Origin of the sequence: Curtobacterium sp. NPDC087082, assembly GCF_044745045.1 — a bacterium.
Taxonomy (GTDB): Bacteria; Actinomycetota; Actinomycetes; order Actinomycetales; family Microbacteriaceae; genus Curtobacterium.
Window position 1 is genome coordinate 694,882 of the sequence record NZ_JBIUZN010000002.1, and the last position, 21,220, is coordinate 716,101.

Here is a 21,220-nt window from a genome sequence, read left to right on the forward strand (position 1 = left end):
AAATGCCGCAACGCCCCGCGCGTCACACCGCCCAGCGCGCCGCCAGCTCGTCCATCAGGGCGTCGAGCCGCTCGTCGACGACCTGCGCGTCGGGGTTCGCCTCGTACCAGGCGATGACCTCGCGCACGCCCTGCCGGTACAGCGTCCGCGGCCGGTACCACGGCACGAGCGACCGCACCTTGCTGTTGTCGAACACCGAACTGTTCGCCTTGTCGCCGAGGAGCGCCGCACCCCACTCCGGGTCCACGGCGTTGATCGCATCCGCTGGCACGTGCACGATCCGCAGGTCTTCGACGCCTGCTGCCGCTGCGATCTCGTGCGCGATCTGGTTCCAGGTCGGCGCCTCGTCGCTCGTGATCGTGAAGGCCTCGCCGATCGCCTCGGCCCGGTCGAGCAGCCCCGTGAACCCGACCGCGAAGTCCCGGCTGTGCGTGATCGTCCACAGCGAGCTGCCGTCGCCCGTGATGATGATCGGCTTGCCGGCCCGCATCCGCGCGACCGCGGTCCAGCCGCCCGTCAGCGGGAGCTTCGTCTCGTCGTAGGTGTGCGACGGCCGGATGATCGTCACCGGGAAGTCCTGCTCCCGGTACGCCGCCATCAGCAACTCCTCGCACGCGATCTTGTCCCGGGAGTACTGCCAGTACGGGTTCTTCAGTGGCGTCGACTCCGTGATCGGCAGGTGCGTCGCCGGGGTCTGGTACGCCGAGGCCGAGCTGATGAACACGTACTGCCTGGTCCGCCCGGCGAAGAAGTCGACGTCGGCCTGCACCTGGTCCGGCGTGAAGGCGATCCAGTTCACGACGACGTCCCAGTGGCGGTCGCCGACCACCTCCGCCAGGGCGCTCCGGTCCGACACGTCGGCCTGGAGGCGCGTCACACCCTCCGGGATCGGCCTGCCCCCGGTGGTCCCCCGGTTGAGCACAGTGACGTCGAACCCCTGCTCGACGGCTTCGCGGACACAGGAGGCGCTGATCACCCCGCTGCCGCCGATGAACAGCACGCTGGTTCCCGACATGGACGCTCCTTCGCTCCCGGCGGTGCACCACTGCACCGCAACTCTTCCGATCCTGCACCTACCCGTCGGGACGGGCGCGGAGCACGGCTCGGAGCGAGGTGGTGTCCGCCGCCCACAGCGCCGCGTGCGGGCTGATCCAGCCGAGCAGCTCGAGCGCGTAGTCGTGGTCCCGCTGCAGGTCACGTGCGTGGATCGGTTCGTGGTGCGCCGCCCGGTTCCGCACGAAGTGCAGCTGCTGCAGTCGCCGCGTCACCTCGCTCCGCCGCACGCGGAGGTTGTCCGGCCCGTGCGGGAAGGCCCTGTGCAGATCCGGCACCCAGAGCGACGTGTGGTACCGCGATTCGACGAGGTACCGCCAGAACCCGAAGGTGAGCTCGGCGATGACCCGGCCGTGGACTTCGTCGAGACGTCCGTTCCGACTCGCACGTGCTCGAGCCTTCGCCAGGTCTGCACTGCCGCGGCCGTCGAGCGGAGCGACGTCGAACCACGGGCCCCCGGTGCGACCCGCCGCCCAATCGCTGAGTTCGCGGTCGAGTGCGTTGCGCGCGACCACCTCGACGACGCCCGTGATTTCCATGACCGACGCCGCGGCGCGCATGTTCCACTCGTACAGCCGCAACGCGCCGGTCGAGGACCCCGTCCGCTCGGTGTACGAACGGAGCCGATCGGGCGTGATCAAGCGCTCGAGCTCGTCTTCCTGCATCACACCCCTGTCTGCTACCGTTGTCCACGAAGACCCCGGAACGATCCCTGGCCCAGGCCACATCGCCGGGGTTTCGTCTTTCCCCGCCACTCCTGAAACATCAGCGTACAGTCACCTGCTCGTACGGAGGTCCCGAGGACTACCGTCGCCGACGGAGCCGCACCGACGCGGCCACGACAGGAGTGACACGCACATGGAGTACCGCTACCTCGGCAACTCGGGCCTCAAGGTCTCCGAGATCACCTACGGCAACTGGCTCACCCACGCCTCCCAGGTCGAGAACGACGCGGCGATCGCCTGCGTCCGGGCAGCGCTCGACGTCGGCATCTCGACGTTCGACACCGCCGACGTCTACGCCAACACCGGTGCCGAGACCGTCCTCGGCGAGGCACTGAAGGGGGAGCGACGCCAGTCGCTCGAGATCGCCACGAAGGTGTTCGGGCCGACCGGACCCAAGGGGCACAACGACACCGGCCTGAGCCGCAAGCACATCCTCGAGTCGATCAACGGCTCGCTCGAGCGGCTGCAGACCGACTACGTCGACCTCTACCAGGCACACCGGTTCGACTACGAGACGCCGCTCGAGGAGACGATGATGGCGTTCGCCGACGTCGTCCGGCAGGGCAAGGCGCTCTACATCGGCGTGAGCGAGTGGACGGCGGAGCAGCTCCGCGCGGGACACGAGATCGCCGACGACCTCGGCGTCCAGCTCATCTCGAACCAGCCGCAGTACTCGGCGCTCTGGCGGGTCATCGAGGGCGAGGTCGTCCCGACGTCCGAGGAACTCGGCATCTCGCAGATCGTCTGGTCCCCGATCGCGCAGGGTGTGCTGACGGGGAAGTACCAGCCCGGTCAGCCGCTCCCCGAGGGCTCCCGCGCCACCGACGACAAGGGCGGCGCGAAGATGATCGAGCGGTTCATGCGCGACGAGGTGCTGTCCGCCGTGCAGGAGCTCAAGCCGATCGCCGACGAGCTGGACCTGTCGATGGCGCAGCTCGCGGTCGCCTGGGTGCTGCAGAACCAGAACGTGGCGTCCGCGATCATCGGCGCCTCGCGTCCGGAGCAGGTGCACGACAACGCCGGCGCTGCCGGGGTGACGATCCCCGCGGAGCTGCTGTCCCGCATCGATGATGCCCTCGGCTCGGTGGTCGAACGCGACCCGGCGAAGACCGAGGAGAGCAGCCCGAAGACGCGCGAGGCGTAGGTGCCCGTCCCAGGAGGCGGGGGGGGGGGGGGGCCGCCCCCCCCCCCGCCCGGGGCGGGGGGGGGGGGCCCCCCCCCCAAAACACCCCCCCCCCCCCGGGGGGGGGGGGGGCGGGGGGGGGGGGGGGGGGGCGCCGGCGGGGGGGGGGGGCCCGGCGGGGGGGGGCGGCGGGGGGCCCGCGGGGGGGGGGCCCCCCCCCCCGGGGGGGGGGGGGGGGGGGGCGGGGCCCCCCCCCCCCCCCGCCTCCCGAACCGGTGGCGCACACCGCGTGACGTCCGGAGACGACGTGCGTCGCCACCCGGCCGTGACACGACGTACCGTCGTGGCATGACCACGACGACGCCGACCGCAGCCGACTTCCGCTCCGAGTGGGCCGCGTGGCACGACGCCCACGAGGCGGCCCGGGCGAGTGCGCACGGCTTCCTCGCGATCACGAGCATCCGGTGGCTGACGGGCACGCCGGAGCGCTTCGAGGACGCGCCCGGGGCGTGGTCGACCTCGGAGGCGGGACCGGTCGTCACCCTCGACGACGGCGAGTCGATCGAGGTCGACGGCATCGCGGTGACGGGCACGCACCGGTTCGGTTCGCTGCCCGAGCGGTCGAGCACGACCATCGCGTGGCAGGACGGCGACGAGCGGGTCCTCATCGAGGTCGCCCGGCGTGGCGGCAGTGACGTCCTCCGACCGCGGCACCCCTCGAACCCGACGCGGACCGGGTACACCGAGACGCCGTCGTACTCGCCGGACCCGTCGTTCGCGGTCGCGGCGCACTTCGAGCCGTTCGACACGCCCCGCTCGGTGACCGTCGGGTCGGTCGTCGACGGGCTGCAGCACGTGTACGAGGCGCCCGGCGTGCTGACGTTCGACCTCGACGGGCCGCGGTCGCTCCTGGCGTTCAACGGGTACGGCGACGGGTTGCTGGTGCTGTTCACCGACCGGACGAGCGGCGTGACGACGTACGCGGCCAACCGGAGCCTGGACGTCCCGGCGCCGGACGCGTCGGGCGCGACGACGATCGACTTCAACCGGGCGACGAACCTGCCGTGCGCGTACACGCCGCACGCGACGTGCCCGTTGCCGCCGGCGGAGAACCGGCTCGACGTCGCGGTGGAGGCGGGGGAGCAGCTGCCGGCGTGAGGCGCGCGGGCGGCGCGGCGGCGCGGCGCGGGGTGCAAGGCGCGCGGTGTTCGACACCGCACCACCGGATCGACGCGCGGAACGTCGCACCATGCACGTGCATCGGATGCGCGGGCATCGTCCGACACTCCACCAGGTGATCGACGGGTGCGATGTCGCAGCATGCACACGCACCCGCGGGCGACGCCCGGCTCAGGGCACCTCGACGCGGGCCCAACCACTCGTCGCCCGCCACGCGCCCGGGTCGAACGAGAACACGCTGCCCATCCCCGGCTGGTCGAGCGCCCGGGTGACCGGCACGCCCCGCAGATCGGCGAGCAGCAGCGCCCCGACCGCACCGTGCGACACGATCGTGACGTCGCCGGCGTCGGTCAACGCCCGCACGGCACGGGCGATGCGGTCCTGGGCGTCGACGGCGCGCTCCCACCCGCGCACCGAGTCCTCCGGCGCGGCGAAGAACGCGTCGACGACCCCGTCGAACTCCGCGGGCGGCAGGTAGCCCGTCGCGCTCCGGTCGATCTCGCCGAGCGCGGGGTCCGTCGAGGGCACGAGCCCCACGGCCTCCGCGAGGATCGCCGCCGTGTCGACCGCCTTCTGCTCGGTGCTCGACACGATCCGCTGGACCCCGGGGCCCCAGGCGACGGCCGCGGCTCCGGCAGCGCGGGCACGCCCGTCGGGGGAGAGCCCCCACGACTCGATCGGCCGCGTGGGGTCGACGACCACCTCGGCGTGGGTCAGGAAGAACGAGGGCACGGCGTCACTCCAGGTCGTCGGCGGCCGACGGGTCGACGACGCGCACACCGTCGACCTCGCCGATCCGGGCGATGAGCAGGGACCCCTCGGCACGGCCGGCGACGTCGATCCGGACCGCGGTGGCGTCGACCCGGTCGGTGTCCTGCCGCACGAGCCGGGCGACCCGCCACCCGCCGGCGGTCGCGAGGGCGAGCACGTCCGGCAGCACCCCGCGGCCGGCGTCGTAGACCACGTCGAGCGTCATCGACTGCTCGGCGGAGCGGGACAGCGCGCGGACGATCGCGGTGTAGCCGAACACGACGACGAAGTGCAGGGCGGTGACGACGAGCGCGAGCAGCCAGAGGCCGGCGCCCGCGGCCATGCCGATCGCCGCGGTCTCCCACACCGCGGCGGCCGTGGTGAGGCCCCGGACGGCTCCGCGCCGGGTGAGGATCAGCCCGGCGCCGAGGAACCCGACCCCGGAGACGATCTGCGCCGCGACGCGCGAGGGGTCGAGCACGACGTGGTCCGGCACGAGGACGTCGCTGAACCCGTACTTGCTCACGAGCAGCATGAGGGCCGACGCGGTCCCGACGATCGCCTGCGTGCGGATGCCGGCGCTCTTCGACCGGAGCTGCCGCTCGAGGCCGATGAGCGACGCGAGGGCGAACGCGAGCAGGACCTCGCCGATCTGGACCCACCCCTGTCCGGCGAGGGGCTCCGTGAGCTGTTGGATCGTCACGCCGACCGACGATACGCCGGCACTCGGCGGACGGGAGGCGCGGTGCGGGCCCGACCCGCGCCTCCCGTCCGTCAGCGGGTCGCCGTAGGGTGAGCGCGTGGAGTTCCCGGGGGAGGCGGCCGACGCGCGTGACGCGTCGACCTCTCCGGGGTCACCCCGGGGCACGCAGGACCAGCAGGACGACACGCCCCGAGCGGGACGGCGCGCTCCGCGCGCGACGCCGCACGGAGGCACCGACGGGTCCCCCGGGAACCCCACGCCACTGACCGTCGTCGCCGGTGCCCTCGCCGACGCGTTCCTGACCGCGGAGCACTGGGGTCCGGACGACCTGACCGCCGCCGGCTGGGCGGTGGTCGGCGTCGAGCGCGCCTACGTCGGGCTCGCGGTCGCGGCGGCCCTCGCGGCACACCCGCGACCACCGGTCGACGCACCGCGACAGCTCGCGGCGGTGCTCGAGGCGTCGCCGCGCCTCGCCGAGCTGCACCGCGCACGCGAGGCGCGCCGACCGGTCCGGGTCGTCGCGCGCCGGGCGACCGCGGTCCGGGCGCGTCCGGAGACCGCGAGCCGACTGCTGGTCGACACGCTGCCCGAGCTCGCGCGCGAGCTCGACCTCACCGTCGGGCGGCTGCTCTGGCTCGCCGACACCCGTTCGTGGAACCGGCGACCGGGGCCGTCGAGCCCACTCCACCACCACCGCTGCGAGTGGATCCGTCGACCCGGACGCACGCCGCGGCTGCTCGAGAAGCCGATGGACATGCTCCGCCGGACGCAGCGGACCATCCTCGACGAGCTCCTCACCGCGCTGCCGGTGCACGACGCGGCGCACGGCTTCGTCGGCGGTCGGAGCGTCGTGACCGGAGCCGCGGCGCACACCGGGCGGCAGATCGTCGTCACGGCAGACCTGACGTCCTTCTTCGCGAGCGTCACCGCGCCCACCGTGTACGGGGTCTTCCGCGCGGCGGGCTTCGCGGAGCCGCTCGCACACGTCCTCACCGGCGTGTGCACGCACCGGGTGCCGGTGCACGTCCTCAGCGCGATGCCGGACGGCGGCAGCCCCGAGGAACGGCAGGCGCTGCGCGCGATGCTCCGCGAAGCCCACCTGCCGCAGGGCGCGCCGACCTCACCGGCGCTGGCGAACACCGCACTCCGGCACCTGGACGCGCGGCTCGCGGGGTGGGCGGCCTCGGTCGGCGCGGTCTACACCCGGTACGCCGACGACCTGACGTTCAGCGGCGACGAGCGGCTCGCGGCACGACCGGACGCGTTCCTCCGCGGGGTCGACCGGATCGTCACGGAGCAGGGACTCCGGCTGAACCCGTCGAAGACCCGGGTGCGGCGACGGGGCACACGGCAGTCGGTCACCGGGGTCGTCGTCAACGACCGGACGTCGCCCGGTCGGCGCGAGGTCGACCGGCTGCACGCGATCCTGCACAACGCCGCCGAGCACGGTCCGGCGTCGCAGAACCGTGCTGGGCACCCCGACTTCCGGGCGCACCTGCTCGGGCGGATCGGGTGGGTCGAGCAGGTCCACCCCGGACGCGCACGGCGCCTGCACGAGGAGTTCGCCCGCATCACGTGGTGATCCAGGGCCGTCCCCGTGCGGGTGTGACGCCGGGTTGCAGCGGGCACGGGTACGACGCCCGACCGCCGGTAGCGTGCCGCCATGTGCCCGAGTGAGATCCCTGCCGACGCCCGCTACGAGGAACTGATCGCGCCGCTGCGACCGGTGATCGAGCGGATCGCCCTCGACGCCCGGCAGCGGGAACGCGAGGAACGGCTCGCCACCGACCAGCTCGGGTGGCTCGTCGACGCCGGGTTCGCGCGCTGGCGCACCCCGGTCGCGTGGGGCGGGGTCGGGGCCCGGCTGTCGGACGTGTTCCGGGCGGTCGCCGAGATCGCCGAGGTCGACCCGAACCTCGCGCACGTGTGGCGGAACCACTTCTCGTTCATCGAGGACCGGGTGCACGCCGAGGGGAGTGCCTCCGACCGGACGATCGTCGAACGCCTCGGTGGTGGGGAGTTCGTCGGCGGTGGGTGGAGCGAGACGCCGAACCCGGCCGGAGCGGACATCAGCACGCGGCTCACCCCGGACCCGGACGGCGGCTGGCGCGTCACCGGCCGGAAGTTCTACTCGACGGGGAGCATCTACGCCCGGTGGATCACGGTGCTGGCGCTCGACGACGCCGGAGCACGGTTCGTCGCCCTCGTGGACGCCCGCGACCCGGGCGTGCGGATCGGCGACGACTGGGACGGGTTCGGCCAGCGGATCACCGGCAGCGGGAGCGTGACGTACACCGACGTGCACGTGCCCGACGAGCGGGTCCTGCCGTACGCGACGCGCTACCCGTACCAGGAGCAGTACTACCAGACGGTGATGCACGCGATCCTCGTCGGCATCGGGCGTGCGGCGCTCCGCGAGGGGATCGAGGCGCTGCGCTCCCGGCAGCGCGGGCACCACAACGGCACGACCACGGACCCGACCGCCGACCCCGAGCTGCTCAGCACGATCGGCACCGTCGCGGCCCGGGTGTACGCCGCCGACGCCGCGTTCACCGCGAGCCTCGGACCGGTGGACGCCGCCGTCGACCGCCACGCCGGACTCCGGGCGGCCGGCGCGGACCCCTCGACGGACCCGGTGCTGCGCGCCGCGCTCGAGCGGAGCTGGATCGCGGTCGCCCAGGCGCAGACGGTGGTCAGCGACGCCGTGCTCGACGCGACGACGCTCGTGTTCGACGCCCTCGGGTCGAGCGGCACGTTCCGCTCCCTGGGGCTCGACCGGCACTGGCGGAACGCCCGGACCCTGGCGTCGCACAACCCGCGCGTGCACAAGCGGCGCATCGTCGGGGACCTGCTCGTGAACGGCGCCAGCCCGCTCGACCGCGTGTAACCCGCCGTCACGAGGCGCAACCGGACGACACCTGCACCCGCCGGGACCGCGCTGCCCCGTACGGTCGTCGGCAACGGCCCGCCACGGACGCTGGGGAGGCGACGGTGGCGGGCCGCTCTGCACGCGTACGGAGGGACCACCGTGACCGAGACACCCGCACCGACCATCGTCGCCGTGCCGGACGGCGACCTCGCCGCCGCCGTCGCCCGACCCGGTGGGATCGCCCGGCTCGCCGACCGGATCCGGGCCTCGGGCGCCGCGGTCGTCGCGATCGGCACCGACCGCTTCGACGCCGAACGCGGTCGTGGCCACCGGCTCGACCCGACCACCGCGGCGCTCGCCCTCGGCCGTGCCCTGCCCACGCACGGGCTGCTCGTCGCCGCGGCCCCGACCCGGGAGCACCCGTACAACGTCGCCCGCCGGGTGCTGTCCCTCGACCACGTCCTGGACGCCCGGGTCGGACTCGTCGTCGGAGCGCGGGACCACGGCCTGCCGGCGACGGGGGAGCAGCACGACCCGGCCGAGTTCGCCGAGGTGGTGCGCGGCCTCTGGCGGACGTGGCCGCTCGACAGCATCGTCGGCGACCGCGCGGCCGGCCGGTTCGCCGACACGACCCGGATCCTCCCGCTCGACCACGACGGCGGGCCGGACGGGTACCGGGTCCGGGGGCCGTTGACGACGCCGTCGAGCCGGCAGAGCGAACCCGTCCTCGCGGTCTGGCACGACGTCGCACACGAGGGTGCCGACCTGGTGCTCGGCGGAGCCGCGCGCCCGCTCGTCCCGTTGGCGGGCGGGGCCGGTGCGTCCGAGCCGAGCGGTGCCTGCCGGACCCCGACCGGCCCCGGTGCCCACCGGCGGACGCTGCGTGACCTGCTCGGTCTGCCGGTCCCCGCGCCGGTCGGCGCATGAGCGCCGACGCCGACGCCGGGCTCGTCCTCGGCGTCAACCTGCAGGGCTTCGGCCAGCGACCGGCGGCCTGGCGGACCCAGGACGTCGAGCCGACCGACCTGCTCACCGCCGGGTTCTGGGAGGACCTCGGCCGGACCGCCGAACGCGGGCTGCTGGACATGGTGTTCTTCGCGGACCACCCCGCGCTCGGCGACCCCAACGTCCGCGCCTACGGGCTGCTCGAGCCGTTCGTGGCGCTCGGGGCGATCGCCGACGCGACCACGCACCTCGGACTCGTCGGGACGGCGTCGACGACCTACAACGACCCGGTCGACCTCGCCGAGCGGCTCCTGTCCCTCGACACGGTCTCCGGCGGCCGCGTGGCGTGGAACGCCGTGACGACCTACGACCGGTCGGTGTCGGCGAACTTCGGCGTCGCGACGAACCCGGAGCGACCCGAGCGGTACGCCCGTGCCGGCGAGGTCGTCGACCTCGTGCAGGCGCTCTGGCGGTCCGCCGCCACCGGGGTGCCCGTCGACCACCACGGCGAGTTCACCGAGTTCGCGGGGACGATCACCGTCCCGCCGTCGGCGCAGGGACACCCGGTGGTGTTCCAGGCCGGGGGATCGCCGCACGGACGGGACCTCGCCGCGCGCGTCGCCGAGGGCGTGTTCGCCGTCGAGCTGACGCCCGAGCCCGCCCGGGAGCACTACCGCACCGTCAAGCAGGCGGCCCGGACGTACGGCCGGCGGGCGGCGGACGTGGCGATCGTCCCGGGGCTGTCGCTCGTGCTCGGCAGCACCGAGGCCGAGGCGCAGCAGCGGTTCGACGAGCTCGAGGCCCTCGCCCCGGACGGCTACTCACTGCGGGCGCTCGGGACGCACCTCGACGCCGACCTCACCGACCTCGACCCGGACGCGCCGGTCCCCGCGGCGATCCTCGACCGCGAGGTGGACCCCGTCACCTACGGCCCCTCGCTCGGGTACCACGAGACCGTCGTGCGCTGGGTCCGTGCGCACAACACGTCCCTCCGGGAGGTCCTGCGCGGCTTCGGCGGGTACGGCGCCCGGATCGTCGTCGGCACCCCGGAGCAGGCCGCCGACACCATCGAGGAGTGGTACCGGACCGGGGCCGCCGACGGCTTCAACCTCATGATCGACGAGTTCCCGCGCGGCCTCGAGACCGTGGTCGACGAGCTCGTCCCGATCCTGCAGCGGCGCGGTGTGTTCCACCGCGAGTACGAGGACGTCACGTTGCGCGGGCGGCTCGGGGCGCGGGCGCGCGGGCTGTAGGGCGCCCGCCGCGTGACGCCGTGTGACGTGGCGACCAGGCCCGCCGCGTCACACGGGGCAACGCCCGGTCACGCTCCGCAACACCCGTCGTGCCCGGGCCCGGTCGGTCATAGCGTCGCCACCATGACCGACTACCTCGACCGCGAGCACGACAAGACCTTCACGAAGGTCTACAAGCAGCAGACCCCGGACATCCTCTCGGCCTTCGTGCAGTTCGACGAGTCGGTGTTCCGGGCCGAGGGTCGCGAGATCCCGCTGAAGTACCGGGAGCTCATCGCACTGGCGGTCGGCATCACCACGCAGTGCGTCTACTGCATCGACGGCCACAGCCAGCGCGCGGTCACGGCCGGCGCGAACGAGGCCGAGCTCGCCGAGGCCGCCTGGGTCGCCACCGCCATCCGCGCCGGCGGCGGGTTCGCCCACGGCCGCCTCGGCTTCAAGTTCGGCGCCGACGCCGCGGCTCCCTCCGACTCCGCGACCTCCGCGTCGCACCAGCTCTGACCACCGACCACACCCGACGGAAGCGCACCCCATGCCCGACCGCATCACCCTCGTCACCGCCCTGCAGGGCGCCGGCTGGCACCCCGCCGCCTGGCGCACCGCCGGCCCCGCGGCGCAGCGCCTCACCAGCCTCCGGCACTGGCGCGACGTCGTCGTGGAGCAGGACCGCCTCGGCGTCGACGCCGTCACGATCGAGGACTCCTTCACCGCCGGTCCGGTGGACGCGGCGGGCGACCTCGACACGAGCACGGTCGTCGGCCGCCTCGACGCCCTCCTCGTCGCGAACGCGGTCGCCCCCGCGACGCGCGCGCTCGGTCTGGTCCCGACCGTCTCGGTGACGCACACCGAACCGTTCCACGTCGCCACGGGCCTCCAGACCCTCGACCACGTCTCGCAGGGGCGAGCCGGGTGGCGGATCCAGGTGAGCCCGACGCCCCGCGAAGCAGCGCTCTTCGGGCGCCGTCCCGGCGGCGACGAGGCGTCCGTCCTCTTCGACGAGGCGCGAGAGGTCGCCGAGGTCGTGTCGCGACTCTGGGACAGCTGGGACGACGACGCGATCATCCGCGACGTGACCACCGGCCGGTTCATCGACCGCGACCGCATCCACAACGCCGAGTTCGCGGGGTCCTTCGTCTCGGTCCACGGCGCGTCGATCGTGCCGCGGTCGCCGCAGGGCCGTCCGCCGGTCTTCTCGCTGGCGCACCGCGCCGACGCGGCCGCGTTCGCGGTGGACGCTGCGGACGTCGTGCTGGTCACGCCCGGGTACGACGGACGGGAGGCGCGGGACCTGCTGTCGGAGATCCGTCACCTCGAGCAGGTGGCCGGCTCGGACGTCCGTCGTCCGGTCCTCGCCGACCTCGCGGTGCTCATCGGGTCGTCGTCGGCCGCCGCCGCCGACGCGCTGGCCTCGCTCGACACGGCTGCCGGTGCCCCGTACGCGTCGACGTCCGACACGTCCGTGCTGGCGACGACCGTGCCCGAGCTCGTGACGCTCATCGGGGACCTGCGGGACCTCGGGTTCGCCGGTGTCCGACTCCGCCCGCTGCGCATCCCGCTCGACTCCACGGCGATCGCCCGCGAGCTCGTCCCCGCGCTCGTCACGGCCGGCCTCCGTGCCGACGTGGCCTCGCGTCCCACCGCCGACCTGCGCACGCGGCTCGGCATCGCCCCGGCGGTCAGCCGGTACGCGTCCGCATCCGCCCCCGTGGAGGTCTCAGCATGAGCGCCAAGCGTCAGGTCCACCTCGCCGCCCACTTCCCGGGCGTCAACAACACCACGATCTGGAGCGACGACCGGGCCGAGAGCCAGATCGCGTTCTCGTCGTTCGAGCACTTCGCCCGGAACGCCGAGCGCGGGCTGTTCGACTACCTGTTCCTCGCCGAGGGCCTGCGGCTCCGCGAGCAGAAGGGGCGCATCCACGACCTCGACGTCGTCGGGCGCCCGAACACGCTCGCGGTCCTCGCCGCCCTCGCCGGGGTCACCGAGCACATCGGGCTCGTCGGCACGCTGCAGACCACGTTCAACGAGCCGCTCGAACTCGCGAAGCAGCTCGCGACGCTCGACCACCTCACCGACGGACGCGCCGGCTGGAACGTCGTGACCAGCTCGGACGCGTTCCACGGCGCGAACTTCCGTCGTGGCGGGTTCCTGGACCACGCCGACCGGTACACGCGGGCGGCGGAGTTCATCGAGCTGTCCCGCGAGCTCTGGGACTCGTGGGAGTCCGACGCCGTCGTGGCCTCGGGCGTGTTCGCCGACCGCTCCCGGATCCGCGACGTCGACCACCACGGGCCGCAGTTCGACGTGACCGGGACGTTCCCGGTGCCCCGGAGCCCGCAGGGGCACCCGGTGGTCGTGCAGGCCGGCGACTCCGACGAGGGGCGCGACCTCGCCGCGGCGCACGCCGAGGTGATCTTCTCGCTGCACACCGAGTTCGACGACGCGAAGTCCTACTACGACGACGTCACGGCGCGCCTCGAGCGCGTCGGCCGCTCGAAGGACGAGCTGCACATCCTGCCCGCGTCGACCTTCGTCCTCGGAGACACCGCCGCGGACGCCGCCGAGCGGGCCCGGGCGATCCAGCGTGCCCAGGTCAGCCCGGCCACGGCGATCGCGTTCCTCGAGCAGGTGTGGAACCGCGACCTGTCCGGGTACGACGTGGACGGCCCGCTGCCCGACGTCGAGCCGGACCTCGAGGGCGCCGCGATCACCCGCGGCCGCGCACGGCACACCCGCGACGTGCCGGCGCTCGTGCGGTCGTGGCGCGACCGCGCCGAGGCCGAGCACCTGTCCATCCGCGAGCTCGTCATCGCGGTGTCGACGCGCGGCGGGTTCGTCGGGACGCCCTCGCACATCGCCGCCGAGATCGACCGGTACGTCCAGGAACGTGCGACGGACGGCTTCGTCGTGGTCCCGCACACCAACCCGTACGGCCTCGACGAGTTCGTCGACACGGTCGTCCCGCTGCTGCAGGAGCGCGGCGTCTACCGGGAGTCCTACACCGAGGGCGCGACGCTCCGCGAGACGCTCGGTCTGCCCGGGACCATCCGGGACCGCCGGGGGGTGCTCGCGTGACGGTGCGCAGCCTGTCGATCCTCGTGCCGGGGAACTTCGCGGACGACGCACCCGTCGACGGCCTCGAGGCCACGCTCGACCTCTTCGCCACGGCGGAGCGGCTCGGCGTCGACGGCGCCTGGGTCCGGCACCGTCACCTCGAGCACGGCATCGGGTCGGCGGCGGTGTTCCTCGCCGCGGCCTCGCAGCGCACGAGCGCGATCGAGCTCGGGGTCGCCGTCGTGCCGATCGGGTGGGAGAGCCCGTTCCGCCTCGCAGAGGACTTCTCGCTCGCCGACGTCCTGTCGCACGGGCGGGTCCAGGTCGGGCTGTCGACGAGCGCCCCGCACGAGGACATCCTCGGCGACCTGGTGTTCGACGGCGACTGGCGCTCCTTCGACCGCGGCTACGAGCGGGTCACCCGCTTCGTCGACAACCTGCGCGGGGACTTCCTCGGCGGCGACGACACCGTCATCCAGAGCCCGGGCAACGTCCAGCGCCCGCGGCTGCAGCCGTACGCACCGGGGCTCGTCGACCGGGTCTGGTACGGCGGGGGATCGCTCCGGTCGGCCGCCTTCGCGGGCAGCGCCGGGCTCAACCTGCTCATCGGCAACCTCACCTCGGGCGAGGACACGGACGACTACGGCACCGCCCAGCGGAACCAGCTCGCCGCCTACCGCGCCGCGCTGCCGTCCGGCCGGACACCCCGCGTCGCCTGGGGACGATGCGTCGTCCCGACGGACTCGGCCGACCGCGTCTCGCGTGAGCGCTACCGGACCTGGTACGAGTCGCGTCTCGACCGGCAGAGGGCACCGCAGGGTCCCCGGCGCACCCTGTTCTCGGCGGACCTCGTGGGACCGGCCGAGCAGATCGTCGAGCAGCTCGTCCGGGACGCCACGCTCGCCGAGGTCGACGAGTTCCGCATCGAGCTGCCGTACGAGTTCGCCGGCGACGAGTACGAGCAGATCGTCTCGGACGTCGTGTCGAGGGTCGCGCCGGCCCTCGGGTGGGCACCAGCGCGGACGGTGGTGGCGGCGTGACCCGGTACGTGCTCTCGCGCATCGGGCAAGCGGTGCTCGTGCTCTGGGCGGCGTGGACGATCTCCTTCTTCGTCCTCTACGTCCTGCCGAGCGACCCCGCCCGGATCATGCTCGGTCCGGACGCCACCGACGTGACGCAGGCGCAGCTCGACGCGCTCCGCCACCAGTACGGACTCGACCAGCCCGTGCTCGTGCAGTACTTCCAGCACCTCGGTTCGCTGCTTACAGGCGACCTCGGCCGCTCGATCGGTGTCGGACGACCCGTCACCGAGGTCATCGGCGAGGCCGTCGGTCCCACCGCGCAGATCGCCGTCGTCGGCCTGCTGCTCGCGATCGTGTTCGGCGGCGGGCTCGCGGTCCTCGCCACGTGGACCCGGAACCGCGCCCTCGGGCAGTTCCTGCTGCAGCTGCCGCCGGTCGGTGTCGCCGTCCCGGGCTTCTGGTTCGCCCTGCTGCTCGTGCAGTGGTTCTCGTTCGGCCTGCACGTGTTCCCGGCGTTCGGCGGCGAGGGACCGTCGTCGGTCGTCCTCCCCGCGATCACCCTGGCGCTGCCGACCGGCGCGACGATCGCCCAGCTGCTGTCGAAGTCCCTGGTCGCGACGCTCCGTGAGCCGTACGTCGACACCGCGTACGCCAAGGGCGCCGGACGCTGGCGGGTGCAGCTCCGGCACGCGCTGAAGAACGCCGCGCTGCCGGCCCTCACCGTGACCGGCCTCATCGTCGGACAGTTGTTCTCCGGCACCGTCGTGACCGAGACGGTGTTCTCCCGCCCGGGCCTCGGCCGTGTCACCGCGACCGCCGTGCAGGGGCAGGACATCCCCGTGGTCCAGGGCATCGTGCTCGTCGCCGCGGCGATCTTCGTCGTCGCGAACCTCGTCGTCGACCTCGTGTACCCGCTCCTCGACCCGCGTGTCGTCCTGGCCGGGAGCCGCCGGAAGCTCCGGGAGCAGGACGGCCCGACACCGGGCGGCGGCACGGGCGACGCCGCGGGTGCCACCACGGGCACCACCGCCCCGACACCCCAGGGAGTCCCCGCATGACCGAGACCACGCAGCTCGCGATCGGCCGTCCCGCGTCGCTCGTCTCCGACCGCGTCCCCGGCGGCGCGACCGCACTCCGGGGCGTCGTCGCCCGCCCGACCCTCACGCTCGCCGTGCTCTGGCTCGCCCTGGTCGTCCTCGCCGCGCTGCTCCCCGGCGCCCTGACCCACCTCGACCCGCTCGCCGCGGAACCCGCCGTGAAGCTCACCGCGCCCGACGCCGCACACTGGTTCGGCACCGACCAGCTCGGCCGCGACCTGTACGCCCGCGTCGTGCACGGCACGGCGCTCACCCTGCAGGCGGCGATCCTCGCGATCCTCATCGGGCTCGTCGGCGGCTCGGTGGTCGGGCTCCTCGCCGGGTTCGTCGGCGGGGTGGTCGACACCGTGCTCATGCGCGTCGCGGACGTCCTGCTCGCCATCCCGAGCCTGCTGCTGTCGCTGACGATCGTCACCGTCCTGGGCTTCGGCACCGTGAACGTCGCGGTGGCGGTCGGCGTCGCGAGCATCGCCACCATCGCCCGGATCATGCGCTCCGAGGTCGTCCGGGTCCGCACCGCCCAGTACGTCGAGGCGGCCACGGCGAACGGGAACCGCTGGTGGCGGGTGCTGCTCGTGCACGTGCTGCCGAACGCGGCCGGACCGGTGCTCGTCCTCGCCGCGCTCGAGTTCGGCACCGCGATCCTCGCCGTCTCCAGCCTGAGCTTCCTCGGCTACGGCGCCCAGCCGCCGGCACCGGAGTGGGGCTCGCTCGTCTCGACCGGCCGCGACTTCATCGCCACCTCGTGGTGGCTGACGACCATCCCCGGTCTCGTCATCGCGGTCACGGTCCTCGCCGGCAACCGCGTCGCCCGGGCACTCGACACCGAACGGCGGGCCGTCCGATGAGCCTCCTCAGCATCCGCGACCTCACGGTCGCGTACGGCCACGGCCGGCACGCGCGGACGGCGCTGCACGGCGTCTCCCTCGACGTCGGTCGCGGCGAGCGCGTCGCGATCGTCGGCGAGTCCGGTTCGGGCAAGTCGACGACGGCGCACGCGGTCCTGCGGCTCCTGCCCGCAGCGGCCGAGCTGACGGGAGGCACGGTGCGGCTCTCCGGGACCGCCGCCGGTTCCGCGGACCTCGACCTGGTCACCGCGTCCGACGCCGAGGTCCGTCGTGTCCGCGGCGTCCGGATCGGATTCGTGCCGCAGGACCCGACCGTCTCGCTCAACCCCGTCACGCGCATCGGTCGGCAGGTCGCCGAGGTGCTCGAGGTTCACGGGATCGCGACCGGGGCCGACGCCCGCCAGCGCGCCGTGGAGGAGCTCCGTCGCGCCGGGATCGACCGTCCGGAACTGCGCGCCCAGCAGTACCCGCACGAACTCTCCGGCGGCATGCGGCAGCGGGTGCTCATCGCCATCGCACTGATCGGCGACCCGGAGCTCCTCGTCGCCGACGAGCCCACGAGCGCCCTCGACGTCACCGTGCAGCGGACGATCCTCGACCACCTCGACCGACTCGTCGCCGAGCGGGGGACGAGCGTCCTCTTCATCACGCACGACCTCGGGGTCGCCGCGGACCGGGCGGACCGGATCGTCGTGATGTCCGAGGGACGGATCGTCGAGCAGGGCACCCCCGCCGAGGTGCTCGGCGCTCCCCGCGAGGCGTACACCCGCTCGCTCATCGCCGCGGCGCCCAGTCTCGACGACGTGACCGTGTCCGTGGGGGCCGACCCGCGCCTCCCGTCCGGCAGTGACGACCCGCTCGTCGTCGCGACGGGCCTGCGGAAGTCCTTCGCCCGCGTGGCCGCCGTCGACGGCGTCGACGTGACCGTCCCGCGCGGCCGCACCCTCGCGCTGGTGGGGGAGTCCGGGTCCGGGAAGTCGACCACGGCGCGCCTCGTGCTCGGTCTCGAGCGCGCCGACGCGGGCACCGTCCGGTTCGACGGCGACGACGTGACCGCTGCCCGCGGTGCGGCGCTGCGGGCGTACCGGCGCCGCGCGCAGATCGTGCAGCAGAACCCGTACGCGGCCCTGCACCCGCGGCTGTCGGTCGGGTCGATCATCGCCGACCCGCTCGCGGCGTTCGGGATCGGCACCCGGCGGTCGCGTGCGGCCCGTGCGGCGGAGCTGCTCGACCTCGTGGCCCTGCCGGCATCGACGGCGGGTCGGCGACCGTCGGAGCTGTCGGGCGGTCAGCGGCAGCGCGTCGCCATCGCCCGGGCGCTCGCGCTCGACCCGTCGTTCGTCGTCCTGGACGAACCGGTCTCGGCGCTCGACGTGTCCGTCCAGGCGCAGATCCTCGACCTGCTCGCGTCGCTGCAGGAGACGCTCGGCGTCTCGTACCTGTTCATCTCGCACGACCTCGCCGTCGTCCGCCGCATCGCCCACGAGGTGTCCGTCCTCCGGGGCGGGCGCGTGGTCGAGCACGGCGCTGTCGCCGAGGTCCTCCACCACCCGCAGCACGAGTACACCCGTGCCCTGCTCGACGCGATCCCCGGTCGATCCCGGCGTGTCGCACCCCTCACCCCCTCCGAAGGAGTCTCATGACCATCCACCGCACCCCGATCCGTCTGGTGGTCGCGATCGCGGCCGGCACCGCGGCGGCCCTGGTGATGGCCGGCTGCTCGTCGGGCGGCACCGCGTCGTCGTCCTCGTCGAAGCCCGTCGACGGCGGCTCGCTGACCTACGCGATCGCCAACGACCCGATCACGCTCAACCCGACCGGGACCGGCGCCGGCAACGACACCCTCGCCATCACCCGGCAGCTCGTCGACTCGCTGCTCTGGCAGGACCCGTCGGACGGTTCGCTGAAGCCCTGGCTGGCGACGAAGTACTCGGCGAACGCCGACGCGACCGCGTTCACGTTCGACCTGCGCTCCGGTGTGACGTTCTCCGACGGGTCGGCCTTCGACGCCACCGCCGTGAAGGACACCTTCGACGACATCGCGAAGGCCGGGGCGTCCAGCACCGCCGCCGCGTACTTCTCGGGGTACCAGGAGACGAAGGTCATCGACGACGACACCGTCGAGGTCGACTTCACGACGCCGAACGCCGCGTTCCCGAACGCCACCGCGTCGGTCGCGCTCGGCATCGTCGCGCCGAAGACCACCGAGACGCCGTTCGACGACCGGGCCGACGGCACGGCCGTCATCGGGACGGGCCCGTTCACGCTGTCGTCGTACACGAAGAACACCTCCACCGTCCTGACGAAGCGCAAGGACTACGACTGGGGCCCGGCCGCGCGGTCGAACACCGGCGCGGCGCACCTGTCGAAGGTGACGTTCCAGGTCGTCCCGGAGGCGAGCGTCCGCACCGGCAGCCTGCAGTCCGGCCAGCTCGACGCGATCAGCAGCGTGCAGCCGAGCGACGTCGACACGCTCAAGTCGCAGTACGAGCTCGTGACCCGCGCCAACCCCGGGCAGGTGTTCGGGCTCACGTTCAACCAGAAGCGCCCGCTCGTGTCCGACCTCGTCGTCCGCAGGGCGATCGCGCAGGCCGTCGACCCGAAGACCGTCCGGGACACCTCCCTGAACGACCTGTTCGAGGTCGCGACGTCGGTGCTCGGCTCGACCACCCCCGGGTACACCGACACCTCCTCGGCGATCTCGTACGACCCAGCCGCGGCCGAGCAGGCGCTCGACGAGGCCGGGTGGAAGACCGGCTCCGACGGCATCCGCGCGAAGGACGGCCGGAAGCTGCAGCTCAAGCTCATCTGGATCACGAACTTCGGACCGAACCAGACCTCGCTCGAACTCATCCAGCAGGAGCTGCGGAAGGTCGGCGTCGGCCTGACCCTCGAGAGCGGCACCGTCCCGCAGTACCTCGCCAACACCACGAGCGGGGACTGGGACCTCGCGTGGGACAACAGCTCCCGCGCCGACGGTGACGTCCTCCGCTCGAAGTTCTCGAGCGACGGCGCCCAGTCGATCGGCGCCGCCGACGGCACGCTCGACGCCCTGTTCACGAAGGAGCTCTCGCAGTCGTCCGCCACCGAGCGTGCGGCCACGTTCGCGGCGATCCAGGAACGGATCGCGTCGCAGGTGGACTTCGTCCCCGTGCACGAACTCACCAGCATCATCGCCACCACGAAGGACGTGCACGGCATCGCGTTCGGCGCGGACACCCGCCTCGACCAGCTCACCGGCGCCTGGACGGACGCAGCATGACCGCCGTCCCCCTGTCCGTCCTCGACCTCGTCCCGGTCAGCGCCGGGTCCACCGCCGCGCAGGCGCTGCACCGCACGATCGACCTCGCGCAGCACGCCGAGCGTGCCGGGTACGCCCGGTACTGGCTCGCCGAGCACCACCTCAACCCGGGTGTCGCCGGCAGCGCACCGAACATCGTGATCGGGGCCGTGGCCGCCGCGACCTCGACGATCCGCGTCGGCAGCGCGGCGACGCTGGTCGGCAACGTCCGCGGACTGCAGATCGCCGAGGCCTTCGGCACGCTCGCCGCGGTGTACGGGCCGCGGATCGACCTCGGTCTCGGCCGGTCCGGTGCCCCCGCACCCGGTGCCCCGAAGCCGCCGTCGCTCGCCCCGCGCGAGGACGAGGTCGTCGACGGGCTGCTCATCCCGGCACCGTTCGACTTCCGGATCGCCCCGCGCAGCCGGTTCGCGCTGCAGGGCGAGCTGCTCGGTCGCGTGCCGGGCGACGTCGACCGGTTCGAGGGCGAACTCGACCTGATCCGGGCGCTGTTCGACGGGACCTGGTCGCACGACGGCGCGGTCGTCGAGGCGCCGCCCGCCGCCGGCACCCCCGTCGAACTCTGGATCCACGGCTCCACCGGGGGTGCGAGCGCACGGGCGGCCGGCGCGCTCGGCCTGCCCTACGGCGCGAACTACCACACGTCGCCGGGCACGGTCCTGGCGTCGGTCGAGGCGTACCGCGACGCGTTCCGCCCCGGCGTGCTCGACACGCCGCACGTCATCGTGTCGGCGGACGTCGTCGTCGGCCGGGACACCCACGAGGCGTCCGGACTCGCCCTCGGCTACGGCCAGTGGGTGCACTCCATCCGCTCCGGCGTCGGGGCGATCGAGTACCCGACACCCGAGTGGGCCCGGGAGCACCCGTTGGACGACGCTGCGGCGGCATCGGTCGCGGACCGCATCGCCACGCGGTTCGTCGGCGATGCCGGCACGGTCGCGGACCGGCTCGAGACGCTGCGCCGCGCCACCGGGGCGGACGAGCTCCTCGTCACGACGATCACGCACGACCACGACGCGCGGGTGCGCTCCTACGAGCTGCTCGCGGCCGAGTGGGCGCGGCGTGCCGAGCAGGCGGTGCCGGCCGCGGTCTGAGACGTGGCCGGCCGACGGACGGGAGGCGCGGTGCCAGCTGGCACCGCGCCTCCCGTCCGTCGTGCGCGCGCGTCCCGCGCACGGCTGGTCGGTTGCCGACTCGACGCGACATCGTCGTTGTCGTACGACGTCGACCGTGTCGCTGTCGTGCGTCCGCGGATGCCCGCGTGCGCAACGAGCGACGTGACTGCTGTCGTAGGACGT

At 73.6% G+C, this 21,220-nt stretch carries 19 protein-coding genes; 15 read left to right on the top strand and 4 right to left on the bottom strand.

The genetic code is table 11. The annotated features are described in order from the left end of the window. Positions 1-22: 22 nt before the first annotated feature. On the bottom strand, positions 23-1,015 hold the full coding sequence (locus tag ACIPEP_RS08775) for an SDR family oxidoreductase (protein ID WP_402717033.1): 993 nt from the start codon (positions 1,013-1,015) through the stop codon (positions 23-25). A 58-nt stretch (positions 1,016-1,073) separates the two neighbouring features. Continuing rightward, positions 1,074-1,721, bottom strand: coding sequence for a hypothetical protein (locus ACIPEP_RS08780; RefSeq protein ID WP_402717034.1), 648 nt, complete (start codon positions 1,719-1,721; stop codon positions 1,074-1,076). Between the two features lie 190 nt (positions 1,722-1,911). Between ACIPEP_RS08780 and ACIPEP_RS08785 the strand changes: the two genes are divergently transcribed. Next, entirely contained in the window at positions 1,912-2,922 is a 1,011-nt protein-coding gene (locus ACIPEP_RS08785; RefSeq protein ID WP_071296510.1) for an aldo/keto reductase family protein, read from the top strand. A gap of 327 nt (positions 2,923-3,249) precedes the next feature. Continuing rightward, positions 3,250-4,059, top strand: coding sequence for a DUF1684 domain-containing protein (locus tag ACIPEP_RS08790; RefSeq protein ID WP_402717035.1), 810 nt, complete (start codon positions 3,250-3,252; stop codon positions 4,057-4,059). 192 nt (positions 4,060-4,251) lie between these two features. Here ACIPEP_RS08790 and ACIPEP_RS08795 read toward each other — a convergent pair whose 3' ends face one another. Both ACIPEP_RS08795 and ACIPEP_RS08800 read right to left on the bottom strand, forming a co-directional pair. Beyond that, positions 4,252-4,812: a histidine phosphatase family protein gene (locus ACIPEP_RS08795; RefSeq protein WP_402717036.1), complete on the bottom strand. Its 561-nt coding sequence runs from the start codon at positions 4,810-4,812 to the stop codon at positions 4,252-4,254. Between the two features lie 4 nt (positions 4,813-4,816). Beyond that, complete coding sequence (locus ACIPEP_RS08800) at positions 4,817-5,533, bottom strand: MgtC/SapB family protein (RefSeq protein ID WP_083295328.1); 717 nt, start codon at positions 5,531-5,533, stop codon at positions 4,817-4,819. Between the two features lie 97 nt (positions 5,534-5,630). On the opposite strand from ACIPEP_RS08800, the gene ACIPEP_RS08805 reads away from it, so the two are divergent. From ACIPEP_RS08805 to ACIPEP_RS08865, 13 genes are all read left to right on the top strand, one after another. Continuing rightward, entirely contained in the window at positions 5,631-7,115 is a 1,485-nt protein-coding gene (locus tag ACIPEP_RS08805) for a reverse transcriptase family protein (protein ID WP_229085346.1), read from the top strand. An 81-nt stretch (positions 7,116-7,196) separates the two neighbouring features. Continuing rightward, the gene (locus tag ACIPEP_RS08810) at positions 7,197-8,420 is read left to right on the top strand and encodes an acyl-CoA dehydrogenase family protein (RefSeq protein ID WP_402717037.1); all 1,224 of its coding nucleotides are present in this window, start codon (positions 7,197-7,199) and stop codon (positions 8,418-8,420) included. Positions 8,421-8,561: 141 nt separating this feature from the next. Continuing rightward, positions 8,562-9,329 (top strand): hypothetical protein, encoded by a 768-nt coding sequence (locus ACIPEP_RS08815; RefSeq protein WP_402717038.1) that lies wholly within the window; start codon positions 8,562-8,564, stop codon positions 9,327-9,329. Beyond that, positions 9,326-10,600, top strand: coding sequence for an LLM class flavin-dependent oxidoreductase (locus tag ACIPEP_RS08820; protein WP_402717039.1), 1,275 nt, complete (start codon positions 9,326-9,328; stop codon positions 10,598-10,600). The genes ACIPEP_RS08815 and ACIPEP_RS08820 overlap by 4 nt, the downstream gene beginning before the upstream one ends. 123 nt (positions 10,601-10,723) lie before the next feature. Beyond that, positions 10,724-11,101: a carboxymuconolactone decarboxylase family protein gene (locus tag ACIPEP_RS08825; RefSeq protein WP_402717040.1), complete on the top strand. Its 378-nt coding sequence runs from the start codon at positions 10,724-10,726 to the stop codon at positions 11,099-11,101. A gap of 31 nt (positions 11,102-11,132) precedes the next feature. Beyond that, on the top strand, positions 11,133-12,323 hold the full coding sequence (locus tag ACIPEP_RS08830; protein ID WP_402717041.1) for an LLM class flavin-dependent oxidoreductase: 1,191 nt from the start codon (positions 11,133-11,135) through the stop codon (positions 12,321-12,323). After that, entirely contained in the window at positions 12,320-13,675 is a 1,356-nt protein-coding gene (locus ACIPEP_RS08835) for an NtaA/DmoA family FMN-dependent monooxygenase (RefSeq protein ID WP_309886892.1), read from the top strand. The genes ACIPEP_RS08830 and ACIPEP_RS08835 overlap by 4 nt, the downstream gene beginning before the upstream one ends. After that, the gene (locus ACIPEP_RS08840; protein ID WP_402717042.1) at positions 13,672-14,694 is read left to right on the top strand and encodes an LLM class flavin-dependent oxidoreductase; all 1,023 of its coding nucleotides are present in this window, start codon (positions 13,672-13,674) and stop codon (positions 14,692-14,694) included. The genes ACIPEP_RS08835 and ACIPEP_RS08840 overlap by 4 nt, the downstream gene beginning before the upstream one ends. Then, a complete protein-coding gene (locus tag ACIPEP_RS08845) occupies positions 14,691-15,734 on the top strand; it encodes an ABC transporter permease (RefSeq protein ID WP_083413745.1) in 1,044 nt (347 codons plus the stop codon). Before ACIPEP_RS08840 ends, ACIPEP_RS08845 begins: the two co-directional genes overlap by 4 nt. Further along, positions 15,731-16,621: an ABC transporter permease gene (locus tag ACIPEP_RS08850; RefSeq protein ID WP_402717043.1), complete on the top strand. Its 891-nt coding sequence runs from the start codon at positions 15,731-15,733 to the stop codon at positions 16,619-16,621. Before ACIPEP_RS08845 ends, ACIPEP_RS08850 begins: the two co-directional genes overlap by 4 nt. Then, on the top strand, positions 16,618-18,264 hold the full coding sequence (locus ACIPEP_RS08855; protein WP_402717044.1) for a dipeptide ABC transporter ATP-binding protein: 1,647 nt from the start codon (positions 16,618-16,620) through the stop codon (positions 18,262-18,264). The genes ACIPEP_RS08850 and ACIPEP_RS08855 overlap by 4 nt, the downstream gene beginning before the upstream one ends. After that, positions 18,261-19,883 (top strand): ABC transporter substrate-binding protein, encoded by a 1,623-nt coding sequence (locus tag ACIPEP_RS08860; protein ID WP_402717045.1) that lies wholly within the window; start codon positions 18,261-18,263, stop codon positions 19,881-19,883. The genes ACIPEP_RS08855 and ACIPEP_RS08860 overlap by 4 nt, the downstream gene beginning before the upstream one ends. Further along, the gene (locus ACIPEP_RS08865; protein WP_402717046.1) at positions 19,880-21,016 is read left to right on the top strand and encodes an LLM class flavin-dependent oxidoreductase; all 1,137 of its coding nucleotides are present in this window, start codon (positions 19,880-19,882) and stop codon (positions 21,014-21,016) included. Before ACIPEP_RS08860 ends, ACIPEP_RS08865 begins: the two co-directional genes overlap by 4 nt. Positions 21,017-21,220: the final 204 nt, after the last annotated feature.

Excerpts from the sequence above, each read along its gene's own strand:
- ACIPEP_RS08855 (WP_402717044.1), top strand. The coding sequence starts at position 16,618 with ATGAGCCTCCTCAGCATCCGCGACCTCACGGTCGCGTACGGCCACGGC.
- ACIPEP_RS08810 (WP_402717037.1), top strand. The coding sequence starts at position 7,197 with ATGTGCCCGAGTGAGATCCCTGCCGACGCCCGCTACGAGGAACTGATC.
- ACIPEP_RS08775 (WP_402717033.1), bottom strand. The coding sequence starts at position 1,015 with ATGTCGGGAACCAGCGTGCTGTTCATCGGCGGCAGCGGGGTGATCAGC.
- ACIPEP_RS08835 (WP_309886892.1), top strand. The coding sequence starts at position 12,320 with ATGAGCGCCAAGCGTCAGGTCCACCTCGCCGCCCACTTCCCGGGCGTC.
- ACIPEP_RS08865 (WP_402717046.1), top strand. The coding sequence starts at position 19,880 with ATGACCGCCGTCCCCCTGTCCGTCCTCGACCTCGTCCCGGTCAGCGCC.
- ACIPEP_RS08825 (WP_402717040.1), top strand. The coding sequence starts at position 10,724 with ATGACCGACTACCTCGACCGCGAGCACGACAAGACCTTCACGAAGGTC.
- ACIPEP_RS08850 (WP_402717043.1), top strand. The coding sequence starts at position 15,731 with ATGACCGAGACCACGCAGCTCGCGATCGGCCGTCCCGCGTCGCTCGTC.
- ACIPEP_RS08860 (WP_402717045.1), top strand. The coding sequence starts at position 18,261 with ATGACCATCCACCGCACCCCGATCCGTCTGGTGGTCGCGATCGCGGCC.
- ACIPEP_RS08830 (WP_402717041.1), top strand. The coding sequence starts at position 11,133 with ATGCCCGACCGCATCACCCTCGTCACCGCCCTGCAGGGCGCCGGCTGG.
- ACIPEP_RS08820 (WP_402717039.1), top strand. The coding sequence starts at position 9,326 with ATGAGCGCCGACGCCGACGCCGGGCTCGTCCTCGGCGTCAACCTGCAG.
- ACIPEP_RS08785 (WP_071296510.1), top strand. The coding sequence starts at position 1,912 with ATGGAGTACCGCTACCTCGGCAACTCGGGCCTCAAGGTCTCCGAGATC.
- ACIPEP_RS08790 (WP_402717035.1), top strand. The coding sequence starts at position 3,250 with ATGACCACGACGACGCCGACCGCAGCCGACTTCCGCTCCGAGTGGGCC.